Raw genomic sequence first — 22,361 nt, forward strand, 5'->3', positions numbered from 1 at the left:
TCGGTGAGTTTATCAAAGGCTTCGACCGTGCCGCTCGCCGTCGGGCTGACTCTTGACGATTGGGGAAGACGCTTGCGCGAAACGCGATTGAGAACGCGGCTGAAGCTTATCCCGCTGCTGATGTGCTGCTTCTCGGGAGCTGCGGTGGCGGCAGGATTGCCACGTCTGGTGGTTTCCCCGGACCTGGTGAAGAGCCGGCCGGAACGCCCGGCCGGACAGGCGCCGGCCCGAAGCGCGGAGGCGCCTGAGGTGCAGGCGCCGCCGCCTGCACCGGCGAGGCCATCGACCACGCCGGAATCGCCACCGGCTGCCGTGCCCCCAGCGGCCGGAGTTCCCGCCGAACCGGCTGCCGACCCTGCGGCGGCGGAAAGCCCGCCGATCGCTGCGGGATCGACCGAAATCCGCGCGCAACAGATCAGCGGAACGCGAGCCGTCGAGCTGGTCGCCGAAGGCAACGCCGAGCTGCGGCGCGACGGAATATTGCTGTCAGCCGACCGGCTGACATACAACGAGCTGACCGACGAGGCGCGGGCCGAAGGCAATGTGCTGCTGGCGCAGGGCACGGACCGGGTCGAGGGGCCACGTGCCAATCTGAAGATCGCCGAGCAGGTTGGCGAATTCGAGGCGCCGGAATACCGTTTCAGTCGCCGCTCCGATCCTGCGCCTGGCGAGCCCGTGCGCGAGATCTCCGGCAGCGGGCATGCCGACGTGATGCACTTCGAAGGCGAGAACCACTACCGCCTGGAGAACGCGACGTGGTCGACCTGCCAAGCCGACGACCCGGACTGGTACATCAAGGCGCGCGACCTCGAGCTCGACTACGATCGCGAAGTCGGCGTCGTGCGCGGCGGGTCGGTGATCTTCCAGGACGTGCCGATCTTCTGGTGGCCGTGGGCGGAATTTCCGCTCGTCGCCCAGCGCCAGTCGGGTTTCCTCTCGCCGACGGTCGGCGTTTCGAACAAGGCCGGCGTCGACATCTCCGTGCCCTATTACTGGAACCTCGCGCCGAACTACGACGCGACGTTCGCGCCGCGCTTCATGGGGCGCCGCGGCGTACAACTTGGGGGTGAGTTCCGTTACCTGACGCCCGGCTACCGCGGCGAGTCCCGCGTCGAATGGCTGCCGCGCGACGCCGTCACCGGCGAGGAGCGCGCGCTCGGATCGGTGCAGCACCAGCAGCGGATCACGCCGAACCTGTACGGTTCGCTCGACCTGAACGCCGTTTCCGACGACCAGTATTTCGAAGACCTCAGCTCGCGCCTGTCGGTCGCGTCGCAGGTCAACCTGTTGCGCGAAGGCCGGCTCAGCTATGTCGCGAGCGACTGGTGGAGCGCGTCGGCGCTGGTGCAAAGCTACCAGACGCTGTCCGGCGAAGATCCTTACCGGCGCCTGCCGCAGCTGTTGCTGAACGCGAACCGGCAGGACATGGCGGCGGGGACGGTCTTCGGCTTTCGCGGCGAATACGTGCAGTTCGAACACTCGGACAGCCGCAAGGCGGAAGGCAGCCGCTTCACGCTGTATCCGCAGCTGTCATTGCCGTTCGAGCGGCCGGGCTACTACGTGACGCCGAAAATCGGCGTGCATCACACGCAGTACGCGCTCGATCGCGACCTGGCCGGCGAGAGCGACTCGATCACGCGAACGCTGCCGATCTTCACGCTCGACAGCGGACTCCACTTCGAGCGCGACACGACGCTGTTCGCCCGCGACTATCTCCAGACGCTGGAGCCGCGCATCTACTATGTGCGCACGCCGTACCGCAATCAGGACGACATCCCGGTTTTCGACACGGCCCGCTTCGACTTCGGCTTCGCGCAGATCTTCTCCGAAAACCTCTATGCCGGCGGCGACCGCATCGCCGACGCGAACCAGGTCACTGCGGCCGTGACGTCGCGGCTGATCGATCCGGGAACCGGGGCCGAGCGCCTGCGCGCAACCGTCGGCCAGCGCTACTATTTCGACGACCAGCGCGTCACGCTGCCGGGCGAACCGCGCCGCGGCGGGCGCCGCGCCGACATGCTTGCGGCGTTCAGCGGGCGCGTGACGACGAGCTCGTCGATCGATTCGGCGTGGCAGTACAACCCGCGCGAGCAGTTGACGGAGCGCTTCAACTTCACCGTGCGCTATCAGCCGGAATTCGCGAAGGCGCTCAATCTTGGTTACCGTTATTCGCGCGAGGTGCTGGAGGACCTCGACCTTTCCGGGCAGTGGCCGCTCGGCCGCGGCTGGTACGGCGTCGCGCGCGTGACGCGCTCGCTGAAGGAAAACCGCATCACCGAGACCATCGCCGGCCTCGAATACGATGGCGGCTGCTGGGTGGTGCGCAGCGCGGTGCACCGCTTCGCGACCAATCCCGACGACGTCACCGAGGCGCTGTTCGTGCAGCTTGAACTCAACGGCCTGGCCAGTGTCGGTTCCAGTCCGGTCAATCTGCTCAAACGCAGCGTTGCGGGATATGGCAAGATCAACGAACCCGTGTCCGACCGCGTTTTCGGTGTCTACTGAATCCGGCGGCCGTATTTCAGCGTTACACGAGTCGATTCATTTTTCGAGAAACCATGATACGAATTCCCTTGCGTCGCATTTCCTGGCGTCGAACTCCATCCCGCCTCAGTCTCGTCCTGTTCGCCGCCCTGTCCTGCGCCGCAGCCCTGTTTCCGGTTCATGCGGCCAATCCCCGCTCCGTCGAAGTCGACCACATCGCCGCGGTCGTGAACAACGAAGTCATCACGGCGAGGGAATTGCGTGAGCGGGTCGAACAGGCGATTCACCAGCTGAACCGCCAAGGCACGCCGCAACCGCCAGCCGACGTGCTCGAGCGGCAGTTGCTGGAGCGTCTGGTGCTCGAGCGGGCGCAGTTGCAGCTGGCGCGCGACACGTCGCTGCAGGTCGACGAGGCGACGCTCGAGCGGGCGATCGCGCGGATCGCGGAGAGCAACCGCCTGACCATGGCGCAGCTGCAGGCCGCGCTCGAAAAGGACGGGGTCAGCTGGAGCCGCTTCCGCGACAATATCCGCACCGAAATCCTGCTGACGCGCCTGCGCGAGCGCGAAGTCGACAGCCGCATCGTCGTGACCGACGCCGAAGTCGACAACTTCCTCGCGAACAACGCCGACGCACTGTCCGGCGAGGAATTCGAGCTCGCCCACATCCTGATCCGCGTGCCCGAAGCGGCAACGCAGCAGCAGATGGCGAGCCTCGTGGCGCGCGCCGAAACCGCGAAACAGCGGCTCAACTCCGGGGACGATTTCGCGCGTGTCGCCGCTAGCTATTCCGACGCCCCGGATGCGATGAACGGCGGTGCGCTCGGCTGGCGCAGCCGCGACCGCCTGCCGCCGCTGTTTGCCGAGGCGGTGCGCGAGCTGAGCCCCGGCAGCGTGTCGCCGGTGCTGCGCAGCTCCGCTGGCCTGCATATCGTCAAGCTGCTCGACAAGCGCGGCGGCGCGGCGGCCGGGCCCCAGCAACTCGAACAGACGCGGGCGCGTCACATCCTGATCCGGACTTCGGAAATCCTCAACGACAGCGACGCGGAAAGCCGCCTGCTGGGGCTGCGCGAGCGGATCGTCAACGGCGCCAGTTTCGACGATCTCGCGAAAGCCCATTCGGCGGACCTGTCGTCGGCGAAAGGCGGCGATCTCGGCTGGCTCAGCCCGGGCGACACCGTCCCCGAATTCGAGCGCGCGATGAACGCGCTTAAGCCGGGCGAAGTGAGTGCGCCGGTGCGTTCGCCGTTCGGCTGGCATCTGATCCAGGTCGAGGCGCGCCGGGTTCAGGACGTGTCCGACGAGCGCAAGCGCAATGCGGCCCGCAATGCGCTGCGCGAGCGCAAGGCCGACGAGGCGTTCGAGGATTGGCTGCGCCAGCTGCGCGACCGCACGTATGTCGAGTACCGGACCGGCAGGGAATAGCTCGGCACCGTGGCTTCTCCTCAGATCCTTGCAATCACCAGCGGCGAGCCGGCCGGCATCGGGCCCGAGCTGTGCGCGCACCTCTCTCGCCGTGACTGGCCGCTGCGCCCGGTCGTGCTCGGCGACCTCGAGCTGATCCGGGCGCGCGCAGACGGCGCGGCGATCGTGCGCGCCTATACGCCGGACGTGCCTGCGGCAGCGGGCGTGCTCGACGTGCTGCACCTGCCGCTGAACGTCGCCGCACGACCCAGCCGGCTCGATCCTGCCAATGCCGGCTACGTGCTGGCGCTGCTCGACCGCGCGCTGCACGGTTGCCGCAGCGGCGAGTTCGGCGCCATCGTCACCGCGCCGGTGCACAAGGGCGTCATCAACGACGCCGGCGTCGCGTTCAGCGGTCACACCGAATACCTCGCCGAGCACACCGGCACGCCGCGCGTCGTGATGATGCTCGTCGGCGGCGGACTGCGCGTCGCGCTCGCGACAACTCACCTGCCGCTCGCGGCCGTGCCGGCTGCGATCACACCGGCGCTGCTCGACGAGACGCTGCGCATCCTGCACGCCGATCTGGTCGGACGCTTCGGGCTCGTCGCGCCGCGCATTCTCGTCGCCGGCCTCAACCCCCACGCCGGCGAGAGCGGGCACATGGGGCGCGAGGAAATCGACGTCATCGCGCCGGTGCTCGAGCGCTTGCGCGGCGAAGGCATGCACCTCGTCGGACCGCTGCCGGCCGACACGCTGTTCGTGCCGCATATGCTCGCGCAGGGCGACGCGGTGCTCGCGATGTACCACGACCAGGGCCTGCCGGTGCTCAAGCATGCGAGCTTCAGCGGCGGGGTGAACGTCACGCTGGGGCTGCCGATTATTCGCACGTCGGTCGATCACGGCACTGCACTCGATCTCGCGGGCACGGGCCGGGCCGATCCGGGCAGCCTGTTCGCCGCGGTCGAACTCGCGATCGCGATGGTGCGCAGCCGGGATGCCGCCCGATGAGCGAACACCGCGCGCGCAAACGCTTCGGCCAGAACTTCCTGTCCGACCCCAACATCATCCGCAAGATCATCGACGCGATCCGCCCGCTGCCGGGCGAAATCGTTGTCGAGATCGGCCCGGGCCTCGGCGCGATGACCGATCCGCTCGTCGAACGGCTCGGTCACCTGCACGTCGTCGAGATCGATCGCGACCTGATCGCCCGCTTGCGCGAACGTTATTCGCCGGAGCGGCTGACGATCCACGAAGGCGACGCGCTGAAGTTCGATTTCGCGACGCTCGGCGCGCCGTTGCGGGTCGTCGGCAATCTGCCGTACAACATCTCGACGCCGCTGCTGTTCCACCTCGCGGAGTTCGCGGCCCACGTGCGCGACATGACTTTCATGCTGCAGAAGGAAGTCGTGATGCGCATGGTCGCCGAGCCGGGCACCGAGGACTACGGCCGCCTGTCGGTGATGCTGCAGTACCGCTTCCGCATGGGACGGCTGTTCGACGTGCCGCCCGGGGCGTTCCGCCCCGCGCCGAAAGTCACGTCGAGCATCGTCCGCATGATGCCGCTGCCGGCAGAGCAGCGCACCGCGAAGGACGAGGCGCTGCTCGAGCGCGTCGTTGCCGGGGCGTTCGGCCAGCGCCGTAAGACGCTGCGCAACACGCTGCGCGAATGGCTCGACGAAGCGGATTTCCCTGCGCTCGGGATCGACCCGGGCCTGCGCGGCGAACGCCTGACCGTAGCCGACTACGTCGCGATCACGAACTACATCGCCGCGAGGTCGCCGCGCGCGCTCGCCAACGCGTGATCCCGGGACAGCAGATCGCCCCGTAGCCCTCAGGCTTTCCTGAGCGGGCAGGTGCGCAGGCCGAAGAGGGTATAGGCGGGGCACCAGCCGAGCAGCCCGGTCGTGAGCGGGACGACACCGATCCAGGTCCAGGGACTGCCGATGCCGAGGATGGCGAGAATGACCAGGACCAGCCCGGCGACGATGCGCAGGATCCGGTCGATGCCGCCGACGTTTGCATTCATGGTGTTCTCCGTTGCGCTGGGTGGATGACGAGCGTATTGGACCACCACAGCGCCGCACGGTCTGTAACCTCGGTTACACAGCCGCGGCCTCCGCCTCGCCTTACTCGTGGCGACCTTCGCTCGCCATACGGCGCAGCCCCGCCGGATCGAGGATCTGGATCTGCTCGCGCGACAGCTTCACCAGCCCCTGCGCCGCGAAGCCTTTGAGCAGGCGGCTGATGAATTCGCGCACGCTGCCGAGCTCGTCGGCGAGCTGCTGGTGCGTGACGTGCAGCACGCGCCCCTTACCGAGCAGCAGGCCGGCGAGGCGCTGGTCGAGCCGTTGGAACGCGACTTCCTCGACCAGTTGCATCAGGTCGGCGATGCGCTCGGCGAACAGGTGGAAGACGAAATTGCGGAACGCCGGCTCGGCGAGCAGCGCGTCGAACTCGGCTTTCGGCAGCAGCATCAGCACCGTGTCGGATTCGGTGATGCCGCGCGCGTTGTAGTCCTCGTGGCCGAGCAGGCAGGACGACGAGATGATGCAGGTTTCGCCCGCCGCGACCCGATACAGCGGCAGCTCGCGGCCGTTGGCGGCGCACTTGACGACGCGCACCGACCCTTCGACGACGAACGGAAATCCTTCGCATGCCTGGTGGTCGTCGAACAGCACCGCGCCGGCCGGCACGCGCGCCCAGCGCGCACTGTCGAGCACGCGCTGCCGGGCCGATTCGGACAGCGCGGCGAGTACCGGATAGCGGTGGGCGAGGCGGGCCGGCTCTGGCATGGGCGAAGTCGTCATCATCGTCTTTCCGTCGCGCGCTGCGCCGATGGGGCTACAACTCGAGTTCGGCGATCACCGGAGCATGGTCGGACGGGCGTTCGAGCTTGCGCGGCGCCTTGTCGATCGTACACGCGCAGCAGACATCGCGCAGCGCCGGCGACAGCAGGATGTGGTCGATGCGGAGGCCGAAGTTGCGGCGGAACGCGCCCATGCGGTAATCCCACCACGAAAAGCTCTTTTCGTCCTGCGGAAAAAGCCGGTAAGCGTCGACCAGGCCGAGCCCGGTCAACGCGGCGAAAGCGGCGCGTTCGGCAGGCGAGACGTGGATCTCGTCCTTCCAGTCCGGATGTGCGTCGCGGTCTTCGGGGGCGATGTTGAAGTCGCCCGTCAGCACCAGCCGCTGATGTGCCTTGAGTTCTTCGCGCAGCCACTCCGTCAGGGCCGCGAGCCAGCGCAGCTTGTACGCGAATTTCTCCGAGCCGACCGCCTGTCCGTTCGGAAAATACCCGCAGATTACGCGCACCCCGTTCACCGTCGCCGCGAGCACGCGTTTCTGTTCGTCATCGAAACCGGGGATGCCGTAGCCGATGTCGGCGAGCGCAGAGCGGCTCAGTATCGCCACGCCGTTGTAGGTCTTCTGGCCGCTGAACGCCGCCTGGTAGCCGGCCGCTTCGAGTTCGGCCACCGGAAACGACTTGTCCTCGAGCTTGAGTTCCTGCAGGCACAGCACGTCGGGCCGGTTGGCCACGAGCCAGTCGAGCACGTGGGGCAGGCGGACCTTGAGGGAGTTTACATTCCAGGTGGCGATTTTCATCGTGTGCAGGATGGCCTGGGGATTGAACAGTTTAGCCGGATCGGCGGTGTCGAAAATTCTTACATCGTGCGGCGATGCTGCGCGCAGCCCTCGCCGTGCCCGCTGCAATTCATTGTATTCACGTCGTGTCCTGCACGTGGCACAAAACTGGCTTTGGCTCTCGGGAGGCTATGACATGGCGTCATGCATATTCATGCATTTCGCCATGAAAGGGGGCGACGGTGGCATTCAGTGGATTGGAAATGCGTGTCGATTGGGCCATGCGCCAGTTCGTCGGGACAATCATGGATTACCTCGCCCGCGGGGGCGACCATGCGAACGCGCAGATGAACATGACCGAGCGCGGTGTCCCGCTGCACGTGCAGCGGCGCGTGCTGGAGGGAAGTGCCTCCTATCTCTGAATCTCCCGCGGCCCCGCTGCCGCCCGGCCAGCGGGGCCGCGGTGGGTCAGGCGCTCACCATGCCGTTGTGCCTGAGCAGCGCATCGACCCGCGGTTCGCGGCCGCGGAAAGCCTTGAATGATTCGAGCGCCGGCCGGCTGCCGCCGACGGAAAGGATTTCGCGCCAGAAGCGTTCCCCCGTTTCACGATCCAGCAAGGTCCCTTTCCCGGCGCCCGCTTCCTCGAACGCCGCGAACGCGTCGGCCGACAGCACTTCAGCCCATTTGTAGCTGTAATACCCGGCCCCGTAGCCGCCCGCGAAAATGTGCGAGAAGCTGTGGGGGAAGCGGTGCCAGGGCGGCGGGATCATCACCGCGACTTCGCGCCGCACGTCGTCGAGCAGCTCCATGACGCGCTCGATCGGAACCGGCCCGGCCGACGCGTCGACCTCGCTGTGCAGACGCAGGTCGAACATCGAGAACTCCAGCTGTCGCACCGTCTGCATACCGCTCTGAAAGTTCTTTGCCGCGATCATCTTGTCGAAGAGCTCGCGTGGCAGCGGGGCCTCGGTATCGACGTGCGAAGTCATGCCGCTGAGCACGTCCCATTCCCAGCAGAAGTTCTCCATGAACTGGCTCGGCAGTTCGACGGCGTCCCATTCGACGCCATGGATGCCCGATACCGCGAGGTCGTCGACCTGCGTCAGCAGGTGGTGCAGACCGTGACCGCATTCGTGGAACAGCGTCAGCACGTCGTCGTGCGTGAAAGTAGGCGGCTTGCCTCCCACCGGGCCGGGGAAGTTGCACACGAGGTACGCAACCGGTGTCTGCGTGCCGCGCGGGCCGACGTAGCGGCTCCGCGCCGAGTCCATCCACGCGCCGCCGCGTTTGGTCTCGCGCGCGTGCAGGTCGAGGTAGAAATGCCCCAGCGTCGCGCCATCGCGGTCGATGCGGAAGAAATGGGCGCCCGGATCCCACAGCGGCGCGGCGTCGGCGACGATGTCGACGCCATACAGCGTGCGGATCACGCCGAACAGGCCTTCGAGCACTTTCGGCTCGGGAAAATACTGCTTCACTTCCTGGTCCGAGAAGGCGTAACGCGCCTGGCGCAGCTTTTCCGACGCATAACCGATGTCCCACGGCTCGAGCGGATCGAGGCCCAGTTCGGTGCGGGCGAAGGTTTGCAGTTCGGCGAGATCGCGCTCGGCGAACGGCTTGGCTTTCGTCGCCAGCTCGCGCAGGAAGGCGAGCACCTCCTCGGGCGTTTCGGCCATCTTCGGCACGAGCGACACTTCGGCGAAGTTGCGGTACCCGAGCATCTTCGCCTCTTCGGCGCGCAGCGCGAGGATGCGGCCGATCAGCGGCCCGTTGTCGAGCTCCGGCCTGCCCTGTTCTGACGCGCGCGTCCCATACGCGCGATACATTCGTGCGCGCAGTTCGCGGTTGTCGGCGTACTGCATCACCGGCAGGTACGCGGGCATCTGCAGCGTGAATTTCCAGCCCGGCTTGCCGTCGCGTTCAGCGGCTGCGCGCGCCGCGGCGATCGCGTCGTCCGGCAGGCCGGCGAGTCCTGCTTCATCGTCGATCCATTCGGCATGGGCGTTGGTGGCGTCGAGCAGGTTCTCGGAAAATTTCGCCGCGAGCGCCGACTGCTCTTCCTGGATTTCCTTGAAGCGCGGCTTGTCGGCGTCCGGCAGCTCGGCGCCCGACAGGCGGAAGTCGCGCAGCTCGTGGTCGATGATCCGCTGGCGCGCCGGCGACAGCATGTCGTATTCGGCGCTGTCGTGCAGCAGGCGGTATTTCTCGAACAGCTCGAGGTTCTGTCCGACTTCGGCATAGAAGCTCGACACTTCGGGCAGCATCGCGTTGTAGGCTTCGCGCCATTCGGGCACGTCCATGACGCTGTGCAGGTGGCCGACGATGCCCCATGCGCGACCGAGCCGTTCGCCTTCCTCGGTCATCGGCGTGACGAAGTTCGCCCAAGTCGGCGGCGCGGGGTCGGCGACGAGTTCCGCGATCAGCGCGCGGTTCTCGTCGATGAGCTGGCGGATTGCCGGCGCGACGTGCTCCGGGCGGATGTCGTCGAAGCGCGGCAGCGCCGAAAAATCGAGGAGGGGATTGGACATGGGGATTCTCCGGCAGACTGGGAGGAGGACGGGAGGAAACGGCGCTGGAGCACGTGTCGCATTCTAACCGCATCGCCGCTGCGGGGTTTCCCGGGCGCGGCTCTTCGCCACGTCGGGGGCAGAACGAGCGTTACTCGACGAGATCCTTGTAGGCATGCCAGCTGGCATGACCGAGCAGCGGCAGCAGCACGATCATGCCGGCCATCGTCGCGAAACCGACGGCAATCAGCACGACGATGATCAGCGCCCACAAGGCCATCGTGCCGAAGTTCACGCCAACCGCGCGCGCACTCGCGACCATCGCGGTGACGACGTCGGTGTCGCGGTCCATCAGCATCGGCACCGACACCGCCGACAGCGCGAAGACCACGGCCGCGATCGCGCCGCCGATGATGAGATACCACACGACGAACGAGGCGGAAGCGCCGGTCAGGAACACGTTCAGGAAAAAGCTGCCCAGGCCGCTCGCGTCCCCGGGGTAGAACGACGCGAACAGGATCGCCGACAGCCGTTCCCAGCCGAGCAGCACGAAAGCGAGGAAGGCGCCGAAATACAGCAGGTGGTCGGCATGCGTACTCAACCCGCGCAGCGAATCGACGAAGCTGGCCGGTTCGCCGCGGTCGTGACGCCGCGAAATCTCGTACAAGCCGGCCGCAGCGACCGGGCCGACAAGGAAGAAGCCGGAAATCGCTGCCGTGAACAGATGCGGCAGGCCGGTCGCATAGCCGAGGATGAACGAACCGGCGGCCGCGAACAGCAGCCCGTAGCTCATGCTTGCCGGCAGGTTGTCGCGCATGTCGGCCCAGCCCCTCCGCAGCCACGCGAAAGGCCGCCCGCTGTCGACCCGTCGCACCTGAGGCAGTTGGAAATGGCGATCGAGCGCACCGTGTGGCTTGTCCATGACGGCTTCCTCCGGAACAGGAGTCGCGAGTTTCTGCCCGCCCCCCTTTCGCCGTCGGTGCGGGCCGCGCGACGCAAATTAGAGAGAGGCGCCAGCGGCAAGTTCGCGACCGGCAAACCGGTTCACCGGGCTCGTTGCGGTGCGGTCCCGGCGCGGACGCCCCCTGTATTCCTGCGTGGGCTGACGGGTAGGGAGAGGAGCGCCGCCCGCCGGCAGAAAATACCGCGGAAGGCGCTCCGCTTTTCCGGCGCTACCGGTTCGGGCCTGTCGTCGGAAGCCGGGCTGTTCAGGCCAGCGATTGTCCGGTGAGGCTCTCGAACGCTTCGCGGTACTTTGCCGCGGTCTTCGCGATGACGTCAGCCGGCAGGTGCGGGCCGGGCGCTTTCTTGCCCCACGTCAGCGTCTCGAGATAGTCGCGCACGTACTGCTTGTCGTAGCTCGGCGGGCTGATGCCTTCGCGGTAGCTGTCGGCCGGCCAGAAACGCGACGAGTCCGGCGTCAGGGCCTCGTCGATGAGGTGGAGCGTGCCGGTGGCGTCGACGCCGAACTCGAACTTCGTGTCCGCGATGAGGATGCCGCGCCCCGCGGCATAGTTCGCCGCTTCGACGTACAGCGCGATTGCCGCGTCGCGCGCCTGCGCGGCGAGCTGCGCACCGTTCGTCCCGGTGCCGGCGAGAAGACCGGTCAGTTCGGCGGCACACCGCGTCTGGGCTTCGGCGAACGAGATGTTTTCGTCATGATCGCCGACGTCGGCTTTCGACGCAGGGGTGAAGATGGGCGACGGCAGCTTCGCGGCCTGCGCGAGCCCTGCGGGCAGCCTGATGCCGCAGATCGCGCCGCTGTCCTGGTAGTCCTTCCAGCCCGAGCCGATCACGTAGCCTCGCACGACCGCCTCGATCGGCAGCGGCTTGAGCCGCTTGACGACGAGCGCGCGGCCGCGCACCTGGTCGCGCTCATCGCTTGCGACGACCGATTCGGGGTCGATGCCGGTGAGCTGGTTCGGCACGATGTGGCCGAGGCGCGCGAACCAGAACGCCGCCATCGCGGTCAGCACGCGCCCCTTGTCCGGAATCGGGTCCGGCAGGATCACGTCGAACGCGGATAGCCGGTCGCTGGTGACGATCAGCAGCTTGTCGGCATCGACGGCGTAGATGTCGCGGACCTTGCCGCGACCGAGCAACGGCAGACTCTTGATGGTGGATTCGAACAGGGGTTGGGCCACGATCGGACTCATTCAGGCAAAACGCGATTATAGGCCAGCTTGTCCGGCAGCCGCTCGCCGCGCCGCTCAGTGGCTCGGCACCGCCTCCTCCGCGGCAAGCTGGCGGCGCATGCGGCGCAGGCCGAGCGCGACCAGGCCGGCGATGATCGGAATCGACACCGCGGTGATGACTTCCGGGGTGGCTGGGGCGAGGTAGTCCTTGCCGCCTTTCGCAAGGTATTGCACGAGCTGCGACGCGTAATACGTGATCGCGACGACCGACAGGCCTTCGACCGTCTCCTGCAGCCGCAGCTGCAGCTTCGCGCGCCGGTTCATCTGCGCGAGCAGTTCCTGGTTCTGCCGCTCGATCTCGATGTCGACGCGCGTGCGCAGCAGCTGCGAATTGCGCGCGATGCGGCCCGACAGGTCTTCCTGCCGGCGCGCCATCGTCGCGCAGGTTGCGATTGCCGGAGCGAGCCGGCGGTCCATGAACTCGCGAATCGGCGGGTAACCGTCGAGACGGACTTCGCGCAGGTCCTCGATGCGCTGGCGTACCAGCTGGTAGTACGCGGCGGCGGCGCCGAAGCGGAACGTCGTGCGCGCGACGGAGCGCTCGACTTCGGCGGCGAGCCGGGTCAGCCGGTTCAGGACGTGGCGTTCGTCGTCGGTCGAAGTCGAATTGCCCATGTTGTCCATCAGGTCGGCGAGCTCTCCCTCGGCGCGCGCGAGCAGCCGGCCGACGTCCTTCGCGACGGGGAACGCGAGCAGCGCCATGATGCGATAGGTTTCGATCTCGACGAGCCGCTGGACGCTGCGGCCGGCCTGCCGCGGAGTCAGCGAGCGGTTGAAGACGACGAAGCGTGAAAAACCCTCGACGATGCGGAAGTCGGTCAGCACCCATCCGGCCCCGCTGGCAATCTGCGACGCGACAGTCGGAATGAACTCATGACCCTCCTGGGCGATGACCGTTTCCGGCGGAACATCGTCCGCATCACGCACTTCGACCTGGGTGGCGACGATCAGCTGACCCGGGATGCCCTTGCGCCACTCGGCGGGAACCGCCTGCAGCGCAGGCTCGGCGCCATCGCCGACGCGAAAAAACGTATAGCTCGAAAATTCGCTGTGCCGTTCCCATCTGACACGGAATTCGCCGGTGTCGAGCGACACGTGGCCGGTGTCGGTGGAAGGCTCCGGCAAGCCGAGTTGCGCGGCGAGCTGGTGGAGGTGCGCGGGCTCGAGATCGGCGCTGCCGTCGATGTGCAGGAAGGCGAGGTAGCTGACGAATTCCGGCGTATTGAGCGGCACCGGCGGGCGCGAGTGAACTTCGTCGTTCAGCGCGCGGCGCTGCGGGTGTTCTTCGAACAGGGGCATGATGAGGGGACGAGCCGCAGGAGTGTGCAAGAGTACCCATCCTGCCGGCATCGCGGAAGCTCCGCCGCGCCGGGCGTCCCGACAACGCCCGGCGGCAAGGCGACCCGGACTCAGTAGCGCGGAGTTTGCAGCGGTTGCTGCGCGGGTTGTTGCTGTACCGGCCGCTGCTGTATCGGCTGCTGCTGTGCCGGCTGCTGCTGCTGTGCCGGCTGCTGCTGCTGTGCCGGCTGCTGCGCCGGAACGATCAGCATTTCGACGCGCCGGTTCTGCGCGCGTCCGGCAGCGGTGCTGTTGTCGGCAACGGGACGCGTCAGGCCGTAGCCGACTGCTGCCAGCCGGTTTGCGTCAACGCCGCGCTGGATCAGGTAGCTGCGTACCGCGCTGGCGCGGTTCTCGGACAGCGTCTGGTTGTAGCTCGCGGAGCCGACCGAATCGGTGTGCCCTTCGACCTGGACGACGGTGTCCGGATACTGCTGGATGCTCTGCGCGAGCTGACCCAGCACCGGCTGGAACTGCGGCTTGATATCCGCGCGGTTCGTGTCGAACGTGATGTTCTCCGGGGCTTGCAGGCGGATCGTGTCGCCCTGGCGCTGGACCTCGACGCCGGTGCCTGCCATCTGCTCGCGCAGTTCCGCTTCCTGCTTGTCCATCTGGCGGCCGATCAGGCCGCCGACCGTCGCGCCGACGGCCGCGCCGATCAGGCCGCCTTTGGTGCGATCACCGGATCCCGACACGACGCTGCCCAGCACTGCGCCGGCACCGGCGCCGATCGTCGCTCCGCGGGCGGTTTTCGCGGTGTCGCCGTAGTAGGGGTTTTGGGCGCACCCGGCGATCAGCAGCGTCGTGACGGTGGCAAGAAGGGCTGTTTTCATCATTCGTGACCTCTACGTGTTGTTGTGTTTTATGTACGGATTCTGCCCCATGCCATCGATCCTATCGCTCGATGGCACGCAGCGTCGCGAGCGCGGTTTCGCGTAGCGGGCCGCCGAGCTCGACCGCGCGCTGGGCGGCGCGTCTCGCTTCATCCCGTCGTCCGAGTTCGAGCAGCACCGAGGCGTGGTTGTTCCATGCGGCGGCCGAGTCGTGGCGGGCAGCGGCGTTGCGGAACGCCTGTTCGGCGCCGGCCTTGTCGCCCGCTGCATGGCGCGCGTTGCCTAGGCCCATTGCCAGCACCAGGCTGTCGGGCCAGCGCGCGAGCGCCGCGGCGTAGGCTCGCGTGGCGGCATCGGGTGGCGCACTGCGTTCGAATGCGACGAGCGCGCGCGTCGCTTCGTCCTCGGTCGCGGTGACGGGCAGCCTGCCGGGAGGCAGCGCGACGAAGGCCCAGCGCTGCGACCGGTCCCAAGTGTGTTCGAAAGTGCGGAACGCGAGTTCGAGGCGCTTGGTCGTGCCGGAGCGCAGCACGAAGGCCGCCGCGTCAAGGTCGTAGCCGACCACGACCGCATAGTGCCAGGTCGGCGCCCATGACAGGCCGAGGTTCTGCAGCACGATCACCGGGTGGCCCGCTGCGGTCTCCCGCATCACCGCTTCGAGCGAACCCGGCAGCAGCGTCGCGACCATGCCGTGGCGCCGAGCGCCGGCGAGCATCTCGAGCTGCAGCGAACCTTCGCGGCCAGGCAGGAACACCTCGTCGACGAGCGCTTCCGGCCGGATCTCGGGACCGTTCGCCGACAGCGCCGTCGCCAGCGCCGCTGGTCCGCACTGGAGTTCGAGCTGCGGGAAGAACGGTGTCTCCACCAGCTCGACCTGCCGTGGCAGGTCGGGCGGCGGGCGGCCGAGCAACTGCGGCGCCTGAACCGCGCAGCCCGTCAGCGCGAGCATCAGCAGCATCGCTGCGCACAGCGCGGCGAAAGGGAGCGCAGGGTGTCGGCGAAAGCCGGGCCGCACGGCGTCGTTCGGTGCGCTAGCGGATCGAACGGGTGAACGGGAAGATCTTCGTGAAACCGAGGATGTCGGTGACGAGCAGCACGATGAACACGAACAGCAGCACGCCAAGCACGTCGGAGGCGCCGGCCGGCGCGTTTTCGATCTGCTGCGCGAGCAGCGATGCTTCGTCATCGGTCAGGGCCGCAATGCGCTCCTTGGCGACGTCGGGACTCAAACCGAAGCGCTCAAGCTGGGCCTGCACGTCGGCGCGGGTCATCAGCGCCCCGAGACGCGCATGCGGCGAATCTTCTGGCGAAGCTGCGGCCATGCCGGCGATCTGTTCGGTCGTGACGAGCGCCGCCTGCGCGGCCTGGATCATCGTCGCATTCGAAAAGCAGATGACCAGCAGCATTGCGAACAGTCGTTGTAGCTGTTTCATGATTCGTCTCCTCTTCTTGTTCGACCGGGAATCGCCGCGCCCTCACCGTTCGCACCCCGGAACGGTCCGGACCGTTTCATTCTAGGCGCAGCCACCGGCGTTCGCGAGGACAAAGGAGTATCCAAAAGTATGTCAATGCGGTCGCACGTCGAGCGCTTCGGCAATCACTGCCGCGGGTCGGCGAGAAGGAAGGGGTCCGTCGTTTCGACGGCGTGTCCGAGCGCATCGCCATGCCGATGGGTCGCGAACCGGGCCACTTGCAAAACGCGTTACTGCTGTGGCGGCCCGTGTCGTGGTGGGGGGAGTGCGGGGACATGTCGCAGGTCGCCGGGCACGTCGATGTCATGCATCGCGTCTCCGATATGCAATGACCAGCCGATCTCGCGGAGGCGTGCGACCGTCACCGCAGCGACCGTTTCGGTGCTCCACGCGATGCCGCTGAAGAGCCGCGGGTGGAAACGCGACAGGCCGAGCAGCACGTAGCCGCCATCGGTGCTCGGGTGAATCACCGCGTCGTGCGTGCGCAGGGTGGCTGCCGCGGCACGCAGCACCGCGGGGCCGAGCTCGATGCAATCGGTGCCGATCAGCAACGCCGCTTCGCCCCGTTCGGTCGTGCGCCGCACCGCGTGGGCCATGCGTCGACCGAGGTCTCCCTCGCCTTGGTCAGCGACCGCGATTCCGGCGGGCAACGCGATATCGCGCCACGCGAGCGTGCCGACATGCGGAGTGGCAACGAGTTCGACCGGCCCGACTGCGGCGGCGAGGGCGGCGGCGAGCGTATCGTCCAGCATGCGCCGCGCAAGCGCCGCGGCACCGACGGTCCCGAGCGCGGGGATCAGCCGCGTCTTGGCGAAGCCGGGCCGGGGCGCCTTGGCGAAGACGAGGATGCGGAGGGGCTTCGCCGCGACGTCGACAGTCATGTCAGCGGTACCGCTCGGCGAGCTGCTCGGCCGGCACGCCGCGCCACCACGCCCAGCGCAGCCGCCACATCAGCAGGATCGTTCGCCACACGCCGCGCGTCTCCCAGCGTCGTCCCGAGGTGTGCACGCGCTGGCGCAAGCACGCCGGAGGAGAGAGCGCTTTCAGGCGCCGGGAGAATTCGATGTCTTCCATCAGCGGCAACGGCGCAAAGCTGCCGACGGTCTCGAAAGCCGCGCGCGTGACGAAAATCGCCTGGTCGCCGGTGGCGATGCCGGTGAGCCGCGAACGCAGGTTCATCATCGCCGCGACGAGGGGCAGCATCGGGCTGCGGCCGTCGATATGGACGTCGAAACGGCCCCACGCGCAGCTGCCGTGCAGCGCTGCAGCGACGATGCGGTCGGCGGACGGCGGCAGCGTCGTGTCGGCATGGAGGAACAGCAGCGCGTCGCCCGTCGCCCGGGCAGCGCCGGCGTTCATCTGGAGCGCCCGGCCGGCGGGGCTTCGGATGACGACGACACCGGCGCGTTCGGCGATCCCGGCCGAGCCGTCGCTGCTGCCGCCATCGACGACGATGATCTCGGTGCCGCGGGCGCGCAACGGGGCGAGCCGCGCGAGCAGCCCGGGGAGGTTGCCGGCCTCGTTCAGGACCGGGATGACGATCGACAGCTTCATCGTCCGATGCAGCCGGGACAGCGGAGCAGGCACGGGTTTTTCCATGGGCGTGGTGCGTACGCGAGGCACCGCTCTATGCCGGGAGCGTGCCGGCGACAGCGGCCCGCAGTCTACACTCGTGGCCAGTCACATCGTTGCCGTCCGTCGGAACGGAAAGCTCCCCCGGCGAGGGGGCATCGACAACCCTATGCTGCGGGAGACGCGCATGAAAAGAGTGTTGCCACTTTGCCGTCGCGTCGCGCACAGCATCGGAAGGATCGTACCCGCATGTTTGCTGGCGTTCGCCGCGGAAATCTTCCCGTCGCCGCTCCTGTCGCAAACACCGGCACCGTTCTCGGCGGCCGAACCGGACACGCCGCCGCCGGCTCCGTGGCGACACCAGCCGCTGCCGCGAGTCGAGCGGCAGAACCGCTTCGACCTCGTCGAGGACGACGGGCGGACAGTCCTGCGGGTCCGCTCGGAGGCCGCCGCGTCGACGCTCGCCCAGCCGCTCGACGTCGACCCGGCGGAAACGCCGGTGCTGGAATGGCGCTGGAAAGTTTCCCGGCCGGTGGCCGGCTCGGACTTCAGCCACAAGAGCGGCGACGACTACGCCGCCAGGGTGTATGTGCTGTTCGACTATCCGGTCGAACGGCTGTCGCTCGCCGACCGGGCCAAAATCACGCTCGGGCGCGCCCTGTATGGAGCCGATCTGCCCGCGGCCGCGCTCGCGTACGTATGGGGCACGGCGCAGCCGGCAGGGGCGATCGGCCCGAACCCTTATACCGACCGGGTCAGGATGGTCGTCGTCGACAGCGGCGCGGCGCATGCCGGGCAGTGGGTAAGCGTGCGCCGCAATGTCGCTGCCGATTTCCGCGCGGCCTTCGGCGAAGCGGCGCCGCGCATCGTCGGTGTCGCTGTCAGCGCCGATACCGACAACACCGGCGAGCGGGTGACGACGCTGTTCGGCGACCTGCGCTTCGTCGCCGACCGATGACGCGATGCGCGCTCAGCGCACGACCTGGGTCAATTCACCGCTCTTGTAACGGGCAGCGATTTTTTCCAGCGACATCGGCTTGATGCGGCTCGCCTGGCCGGCGCAGCCGAACGCTTCGAAGCGCGCCTTGCAGACCAGCTTGGCCGCTTCGCGCGCCGGCTTGAGGAATTCGCGCGGGTCGAACTTCGACGGATTCTCGGCCATGAACTTGCGCACCGCGCCGGTCATCGCGAGGCGGATGTCGGTGTCGATGTTGATCTTGCGCACGCCGAATCTGATCGCGGTCTGGATCTCCTCGACCGGCACGCCGTACGTCTCCTTCATGTCGCCGCCGTACTGCCTGATGATCTCGAGCAGTTCCTGCGGCACGCTCGACGAGCCGTGCATGACGAGGTGGGTGTTCGGGATGCGTGCATGGATCGCCTTGACGCGGTCGATCGCGAGGATGTCGCCGGTCGGCTTGCGGCTGAACTTGTACGCGCCATGGCTCGTGCCGATCGCGATCGCGAGGGCGTCGCAGTCGGTCTGCCTGACGAAGTCGGCGGCTTGGTCGGGGTCGGTCAGCAGCATCGAATGGTCGAGCGTGCCTTCGGCGCCGAGCCCGTCTTCCTCGCCGGCCTGGCCGGTCTCGAGCGAGCCGAGGCAGCCGAGCTCGGCTTCGACGGTGATGCCGATCGCATGGGAAAACTTGACCACCTCGCGGCTCACTGCGACGTTGTAGTCATACGACGACGGGGTCTTGCCGTCTTCGAGCAGCGACCCGTCCATCATCACGCTCGAGAAGCCCGAGCGGATCGCGGCCATGCAGATCGCCGGCGACTGGCCGTGGTCCTGGTGCATGACGACCGGGATATGCGGGTACGCTTCGATCGCCGCGTCGATGAGGTGGCGCAGGAACGGCTCGCCGGCGTATTTCCGCGCGCCGGCCGAAGCCTGCATGATGACCGGGCTGTCGGCCTCGGCGGCCGCTTCCATGATCGCCTGGACCTGTTCCAGGTTATTGACGTTGAACGCCGGCAGGCCGTAGCCGTTCTCGGCGGCGTGATCGAGCAGCTGGCGCATCGAAACGAGGGGCATGGTACTTCTCCGCAGTTGGGTCGCCGGCAGGGCGGGCGCGCGACGTTGAAATTTGGACCGCATTCTAGCGCTGTTCGTGCATCGTGGGCCGGGGCGTAGGCGAACGGCGTTTCGATGTGAAACGGCCCGCGCAGGCCGAGCCGGAAAAGCACGTAGCTTGCCCGCGTCCCGTGCCTGCGGGCGACGTCGCGCGCGCTCGCCCCGGCAGGCCGGCCGGGGAGGGGTCGGATTTACTGGTCGGAAACGTGCGGCGGCGGGTGTTCGCCGACGCGGACGATCTTCAGCGTGTTGGTGCCGCCGGACGCCCCGATCGGCTCGCCGATCGTCAGCACGATCAGGTCGCCGCGCTCGACGACGCCCTGGTCGATCAGGATCTGCTCGGCCTCCCACAGCAGCACGTCGCGGTCCTGGTGCGTCTGCGACATCAGCAGCGGGAAGACTTCGCGGTACAACGTCATCTGGTTGCGCGCGCTCACTTCGGGAGTGAGTGCGTAGATCGGCACACCGCTGTTGAGGCGGCTCATCCACAACGCGGTCGAGCCGGTCTGCGTCAGCGACGCGATCGCCTTGACCTTGAGGTGCCACGCCGTCCAGATCGCTGCCATCGCGATCGACTGGTCGATGCGTGTGAAGACGCGGTTCAGCACGTCGCGGTCGAGCGCCACGTCGGAAGACTTCTCGGCTTCGAGGCACACGCGGCTCATCGCCTCGACGACCTCGACGGGGAACCTGCCGGAAGCGGTTTCGGCCGACAGCATCACCGCGTCGGTGCCGTCGAGCACCGCGTTGGCGACGTCGGAAACTTCGGCGCGCGTCGGCACCGGGCTCGTGATCATCGACTCCATCATCTGCGTCGCGGTGATCGTCAGCTTGTTGCGGTCGCGTGCGGCGCGGATCATCTTCTTCTGCAGCGCCGGCACCGCGGCGTCGCCGACTTCGACGGCCAGGTCGCCGCGCGCGACCATGATGCCGTCGGACGCGTCGAGGATTTCATCGAGGTTCGCGACCGCTTCGGTGCGTTCGATCTTCGCGATCAGCAGCGCATCGACGCCTGACGCGCGCATCAGCTGGCGCGCCATGTACATGTCGGCGGCGCTCTTCGGGAACGACACCGCGACGAAATCGACGCCGATCTTCGCCGCCGTCTTGATGTCGTCCATGTCCTTCGCGGTCAGCGCCGGCGCAGTCAGGCCGCCGCCCTGGCGGTTGATGCCCTTGTTGTTCGACAGCGTGCCGCCGACCTTGACGACGGTGTGGATCTCGTGGCCGATGACGCGCGCGACCGTCAGCTTCAGCCGTCCGTCGTCGAGCAGCAGCACGTCGCCGGCCTTGACGTCCTTCGGCAGGTCCTTGTAGTCCAGCCCGACCCGCTCCGCGTTGCCCAGCTCGCAGCGCGCGTCGAGGATGAATTCGGCATCGCGCCGCAGTTCGACCTGCCCTTCGGCGAACTTGCCGACACGGATCTTCGGTCCCTGCAGGTCGGCGAGAATGCCGACCGGCCGGCCCGCCAGCGATGCCGCTTCGCGGATCGCTTCGGCCCGCGCGACGTGATCCTCCGCCTTGCCGTGCGAGAAATTCATCCGCACGACATCGACGCCGGCGTGGACCATGCGTTCAAGCACCTGCGGGTCGGACGAGGCGGGGCCGAGAGTGGCGACGATCTTGGTGTGGCGTGGCATGGATTGTCCGCTGCGGGTCGGTCGGGGGAGGGGGTCAGTCGGCAAAGCGCGCTTCGAGCGCAGCGATCGCGGGCAGCTTCTTGCCTTCGAGAAACTCGAGGAAGGCGCCGCCGCCGGTCGAAATGTAGCCGATGTCCTGCGCGATGTGGAACTTCGCGATCGCCGCCAGCGTGTCGCCGCCGCCGGCGATGCAGAACGCTTCGGAGTGCGCGATCGCCGAGGCCATCATTTTCGTGCCGCCGGCGAACTGGTTGTGCTCGAACACACCGACCGGGCCGTTCCACACGATCGTGCCGGCGTGCGCGATGATATCGGCGAGCTTTGCCGAGCTCTTCGGCCCGACGTCGAGGATGCGGTCGTGCGGGCCGACTTCGTCGACGGGAATGCGGTTCGCGCGCGCGAGCGCCGACACTTCGTCGGCGACGACGACGTCGACCGGCAGCGGCACTTCAGCGCCGCGCGCTTTCATCATGTCCATGATCGCCTGCGCTTCCTTGACGAGCTCCGGTTCGGCGAGCGATTCGCCGATGCGCTTGCCCGACGCGAGCAGGAAAGTGTTCGCGATGCCGCCGCCGACGATCAGCTGGTCGACTTTCTGCGCGAGCGTCTTCAGGATCGTCAGCTTCGTCGACACTTTCGCGCCGCCGACGATCGCGACGAGCGGACGGGCCGGATTCTCGGTCGCTTTCGTCAATGCGTCGATTTCGGCGCCCATCAGCATGCCGGCGCACGCGACCGGCGCGAAGCGCGCAATGCCGTGGGTCGTCGCTTCGGCGCGGTGCGCAGTGCCGAACGCGTCGTTCACGTAGATGTCGCACAGCGCGGCCATCTTCTTCGCGAGTTCCTCGTTGTCCTTCTTCTCGCCCTTGTTGCAGCGGCAGTTCTCGAGCAGCACGATTTCGCCGGCGCGGACTTCGAAGCCACCTTCGACCCAGTCGCGGATCAGGCGTACCGGCTTGCCGAGGAGCTCGCCGAGGCGCACGGCGATCGGCGCGAGCGTGTCTTCGGCGCGGCATTCGCCTTCGGTCGGTCGGCCGAGGTGCGAAGTGACCATGACGGCGGCGCCCCGTTCGAGGCAGTAGCGGATCGACGGCAGGGACGCGCGGATGCGGGTGTCCTCGACGATGTTGCCCGCTTCGTCCTGCGGCACGTTAAGGTCGGCACGGATGAAGACGCGCTTGCCGGCGACGTCGAGGTCGGCGAGTTTCTTGACGTTCATGAGGATTTCTTCCGGATGGAAAAACGCCCTGCGAAGAGCAG

Annotated in this window: 21 protein-coding genes; 6 read left to right on the forward strand and 15 right to left on the reverse strand. The window is 67.4% G+C overall.

Annotated elements, in window-relative coordinates; genetic code table 11:
• Positions 1-120 precede the first annotated feature (120 nt).
• The 4 genes from GO608_RS13555 to rsmA are packed head-to-tail and all read left to right on the forward strand — an operon-like array spanning position 121 to position 5,692.
• Entirely contained in the window at positions 121-2,505 is a 2,385-nt protein-coding gene (locus tag GO608_RS13555; protein WP_211159318.1) for an LPS-assembly protein LptD, read from the forward strand.
• 53 nt (positions 2,506-2,558) lie between these two features.
• A complete protein-coding gene (locus tag GO608_RS13560) occupies positions 2,559-3,908 on the forward strand; it encodes a peptidylprolyl isomerase (RefSeq protein WP_169197982.1) in 1,350 nt (449 codons plus the stop codon).
• Between the two features lie 9 nt (positions 3,909-3,917).
• Positions 3,918-4,898 (forward strand): 4-hydroxythreonine-4-phosphate dehydrogenase PdxA, encoded by a 981-nt coding sequence (pdxA, locus tag GO608_RS13565; protein WP_169197981.1) that lies wholly within the window; start codon positions 3,918-3,920, stop codon positions 4,896-4,898.
• Positions 4,895-5,692, forward strand: a complete 798-nt coding sequence (gene rsmA / locus GO608_RS13570; protein WP_169197980.1) for a 16S rRNA (adenine(1518)-N(6)/adenine(1519)-N(6))-dimethyltransferase RsmA — start codon at positions 4,895-4,897, stop codon at positions 5,690-5,692. The genes pdxA and rsmA overlap by 4 nt, the downstream gene beginning before the upstream one ends.
• Before the next feature lie 29 nt (positions 5,693-5,721).
• On the opposite strand, the gene GO608_RS13575 is transcribed toward rsmA, so the two are convergent.
• The 3 genes from GO608_RS13575 to xth form a co-directional block, all read right to left on the reverse strand.
• On the reverse strand, positions 5,722-5,916 hold the full coding sequence (locus GO608_RS13575) for a YgaP family membrane protein (protein WP_169197979.1): 195 nt from the start codon (positions 5,914-5,916) through the stop codon (positions 5,722-5,724).
• A gap of 100 nt (positions 5,917-6,016) precedes the next feature.
• Positions 6,017-6,697: a Crp/Fnr family transcriptional regulator gene (locus GO608_RS13580; RefSeq protein WP_169197978.1), complete on the reverse strand. Its 681-nt coding sequence runs from the start codon at positions 6,695-6,697 to the stop codon at positions 6,017-6,019.
• Between the two features lie 34 nt (positions 6,698-6,731).
• On the reverse strand, positions 6,732-7,493 hold the full coding sequence (xth, locus tag GO608_RS13585) for an exodeoxyribonuclease III (RefSeq protein WP_169197977.1): 762 nt from the start codon (positions 7,491-7,493) through the stop codon (positions 6,732-6,734).
• Positions 7,494-7,735: 242 nt separating this feature from the next.
• Between xth and GO608_RS13590 the strand changes: the two genes are divergently transcribed.
• Positions 7,736-7,894, forward strand: a complete 159-nt coding sequence (locus GO608_RS13590; RefSeq protein ID WP_211159310.1) for a hypothetical protein — start codon at positions 7,736-7,738, stop codon at positions 7,892-7,894.
• Positions 7,895-7,940: 46 nt separating this feature from the next.
• On the opposite strand, the gene GO608_RS13595 is transcribed toward GO608_RS13590, so the two are convergent.
• From GO608_RS13595 to GO608_RS13635, 9 genes are all read right to left on the reverse strand, one after another.
• Positions 7,941-9,998 (reverse strand): M3 family metallopeptidase, encoded by a 2,058-nt coding sequence (locus GO608_RS13595; RefSeq protein ID WP_169197975.1) that lies wholly within the window; start codon positions 9,996-9,998, stop codon positions 7,941-7,943.
• Between the two features lie 130 nt (positions 9,999-10,128).
• On the reverse strand, positions 10,129-10,899 hold the full coding sequence (locus tag GO608_RS13600) for a DUF2189 domain-containing protein (RefSeq protein ID WP_169197974.1): 771 nt from the start codon (positions 10,897-10,899) through the stop codon (positions 10,129-10,131).
• Positions 10,900-11,185: 286 nt separating this feature from the next.
• Positions 11,186-12,121 carry a phosphoribosylaminoimidazolesuccinocarboxamide synthase gene (locus GO608_RS13605; protein WP_169197973.1) on the reverse strand — a complete coding sequence of 312 codons (936 nt, stop codon included), beginning with the start codon at positions 12,119-12,121 and terminating at the stop codon, positions 11,186-11,188.
• A gap of 66 nt (positions 12,122-12,187) precedes the next feature.
• Positions 12,188-13,471 (reverse strand): DUF3422 family protein, encoded by a 1,284-nt coding sequence (locus GO608_RS13610; RefSeq protein ID WP_169197972.1) that lies wholly within the window; start codon positions 13,469-13,471, stop codon positions 12,188-12,190.
• Between the two features lie 110 nt (positions 13,472-13,581).
• Positions 13,582-14,346 (reverse strand): YiaD family glycine zipper/OmpA-like lipoprotein, encoded by a 765-nt coding sequence (locus GO608_RS13615; RefSeq protein ID WP_169197971.1) that lies wholly within the window; start codon positions 14,344-14,346, stop codon positions 13,582-13,584.
• Between the two features lie 58 nt (positions 14,347-14,404).
• Complete coding sequence (locus GO608_RS13620; protein WP_247003136.1) at positions 14,405-15,358, reverse strand: PA2778 family cysteine peptidase; 954 nt, start codon at positions 15,356-15,358, stop codon at positions 14,405-14,407.
• Positions 15,359-15,374: 16 nt separating this feature from the next.
• Entirely contained in the window at positions 15,375-15,776 is a 402-nt protein-coding gene (locus tag GO608_RS13625) for a PA2779 family protein (protein ID WP_169197970.1), read from the reverse strand.
• Between the two features lie 269 nt (positions 15,777-16,045).
• The gene (locus GO608_RS13630; RefSeq protein ID WP_169197969.1) at positions 16,046-16,696 is read right to left on the reverse strand and encodes a TIGR04282 family arsenosugar biosynthesis glycosyltransferase; all 651 of its coding nucleotides are present in this window, start codon (positions 16,694-16,696) and stop codon (positions 16,046-16,048) included.
• A gap of 1 nt (position 16,697) precedes the next feature.
• A complete protein-coding gene (locus GO608_RS13635) occupies positions 16,698-17,402 on the reverse strand; it encodes a TIGR04283 family arsenosugar biosynthesis glycosyltransferase (RefSeq protein WP_247003138.1) in 705 nt (234 codons plus the stop codon).
• Between the two features lie 172 nt (positions 17,403-17,574).
• On the opposite strand from GO608_RS13635, the gene GO608_RS13640 reads away from it, so the two are divergent.
• Entirely contained in the window at positions 17,575-18,345 is a 771-nt protein-coding gene (locus GO608_RS13640) for a DUF3047 domain-containing protein (protein WP_211159307.1), read from the forward strand.
• Positions 18,346-18,357: 12 nt separating this feature from the next.
• Here GO608_RS13640 and fba read toward each other — a convergent pair whose 3' ends face one another.
• The 3 genes from fba to GO608_RS13655 all read right to left on the reverse strand — a co-directional run bounded on the left by fba (position 18,358) and on the right by GO608_RS13655 (position 22,320).
• On the reverse strand, positions 18,358-19,422 hold the full coding sequence (gene fba / locus GO608_RS13645) for a class II fructose-bisphosphate aldolase (RefSeq protein WP_169197967.1): 1,065 nt from the start codon (positions 19,420-19,422) through the stop codon (positions 18,358-18,360).
• Between the two features lie 230 nt (positions 19,423-19,652).
• Positions 19,653-21,101, reverse strand: coding sequence for a pyruvate kinase (pyk, locus tag GO608_RS13650; RefSeq protein ID WP_169197966.1), 1,449 nt, complete (start codon positions 21,099-21,101; stop codon positions 19,653-19,655).
• A 34-nt stretch (positions 21,102-21,135) separates the two neighbouring features.
• Positions 21,136-22,320, reverse strand: coding sequence for a phosphoglycerate kinase (locus tag GO608_RS13655; protein WP_169197965.1), 1,185 nt, complete (start codon positions 22,318-22,320; stop codon positions 21,136-21,138).
• Between the last annotated feature and the right edge of the window lie 41 nt (positions 22,321-22,361).

Source organism: Aromatoleum buckelii, assembly GCF_012910785.2.
In the GTDB taxonomy this organism is placed as follows: Bacteria; Pseudomonadota; Gammaproteobacteria; order Burkholderiales; family Rhodocyclaceae; genus Aromatoleum; species Aromatoleum buckelii.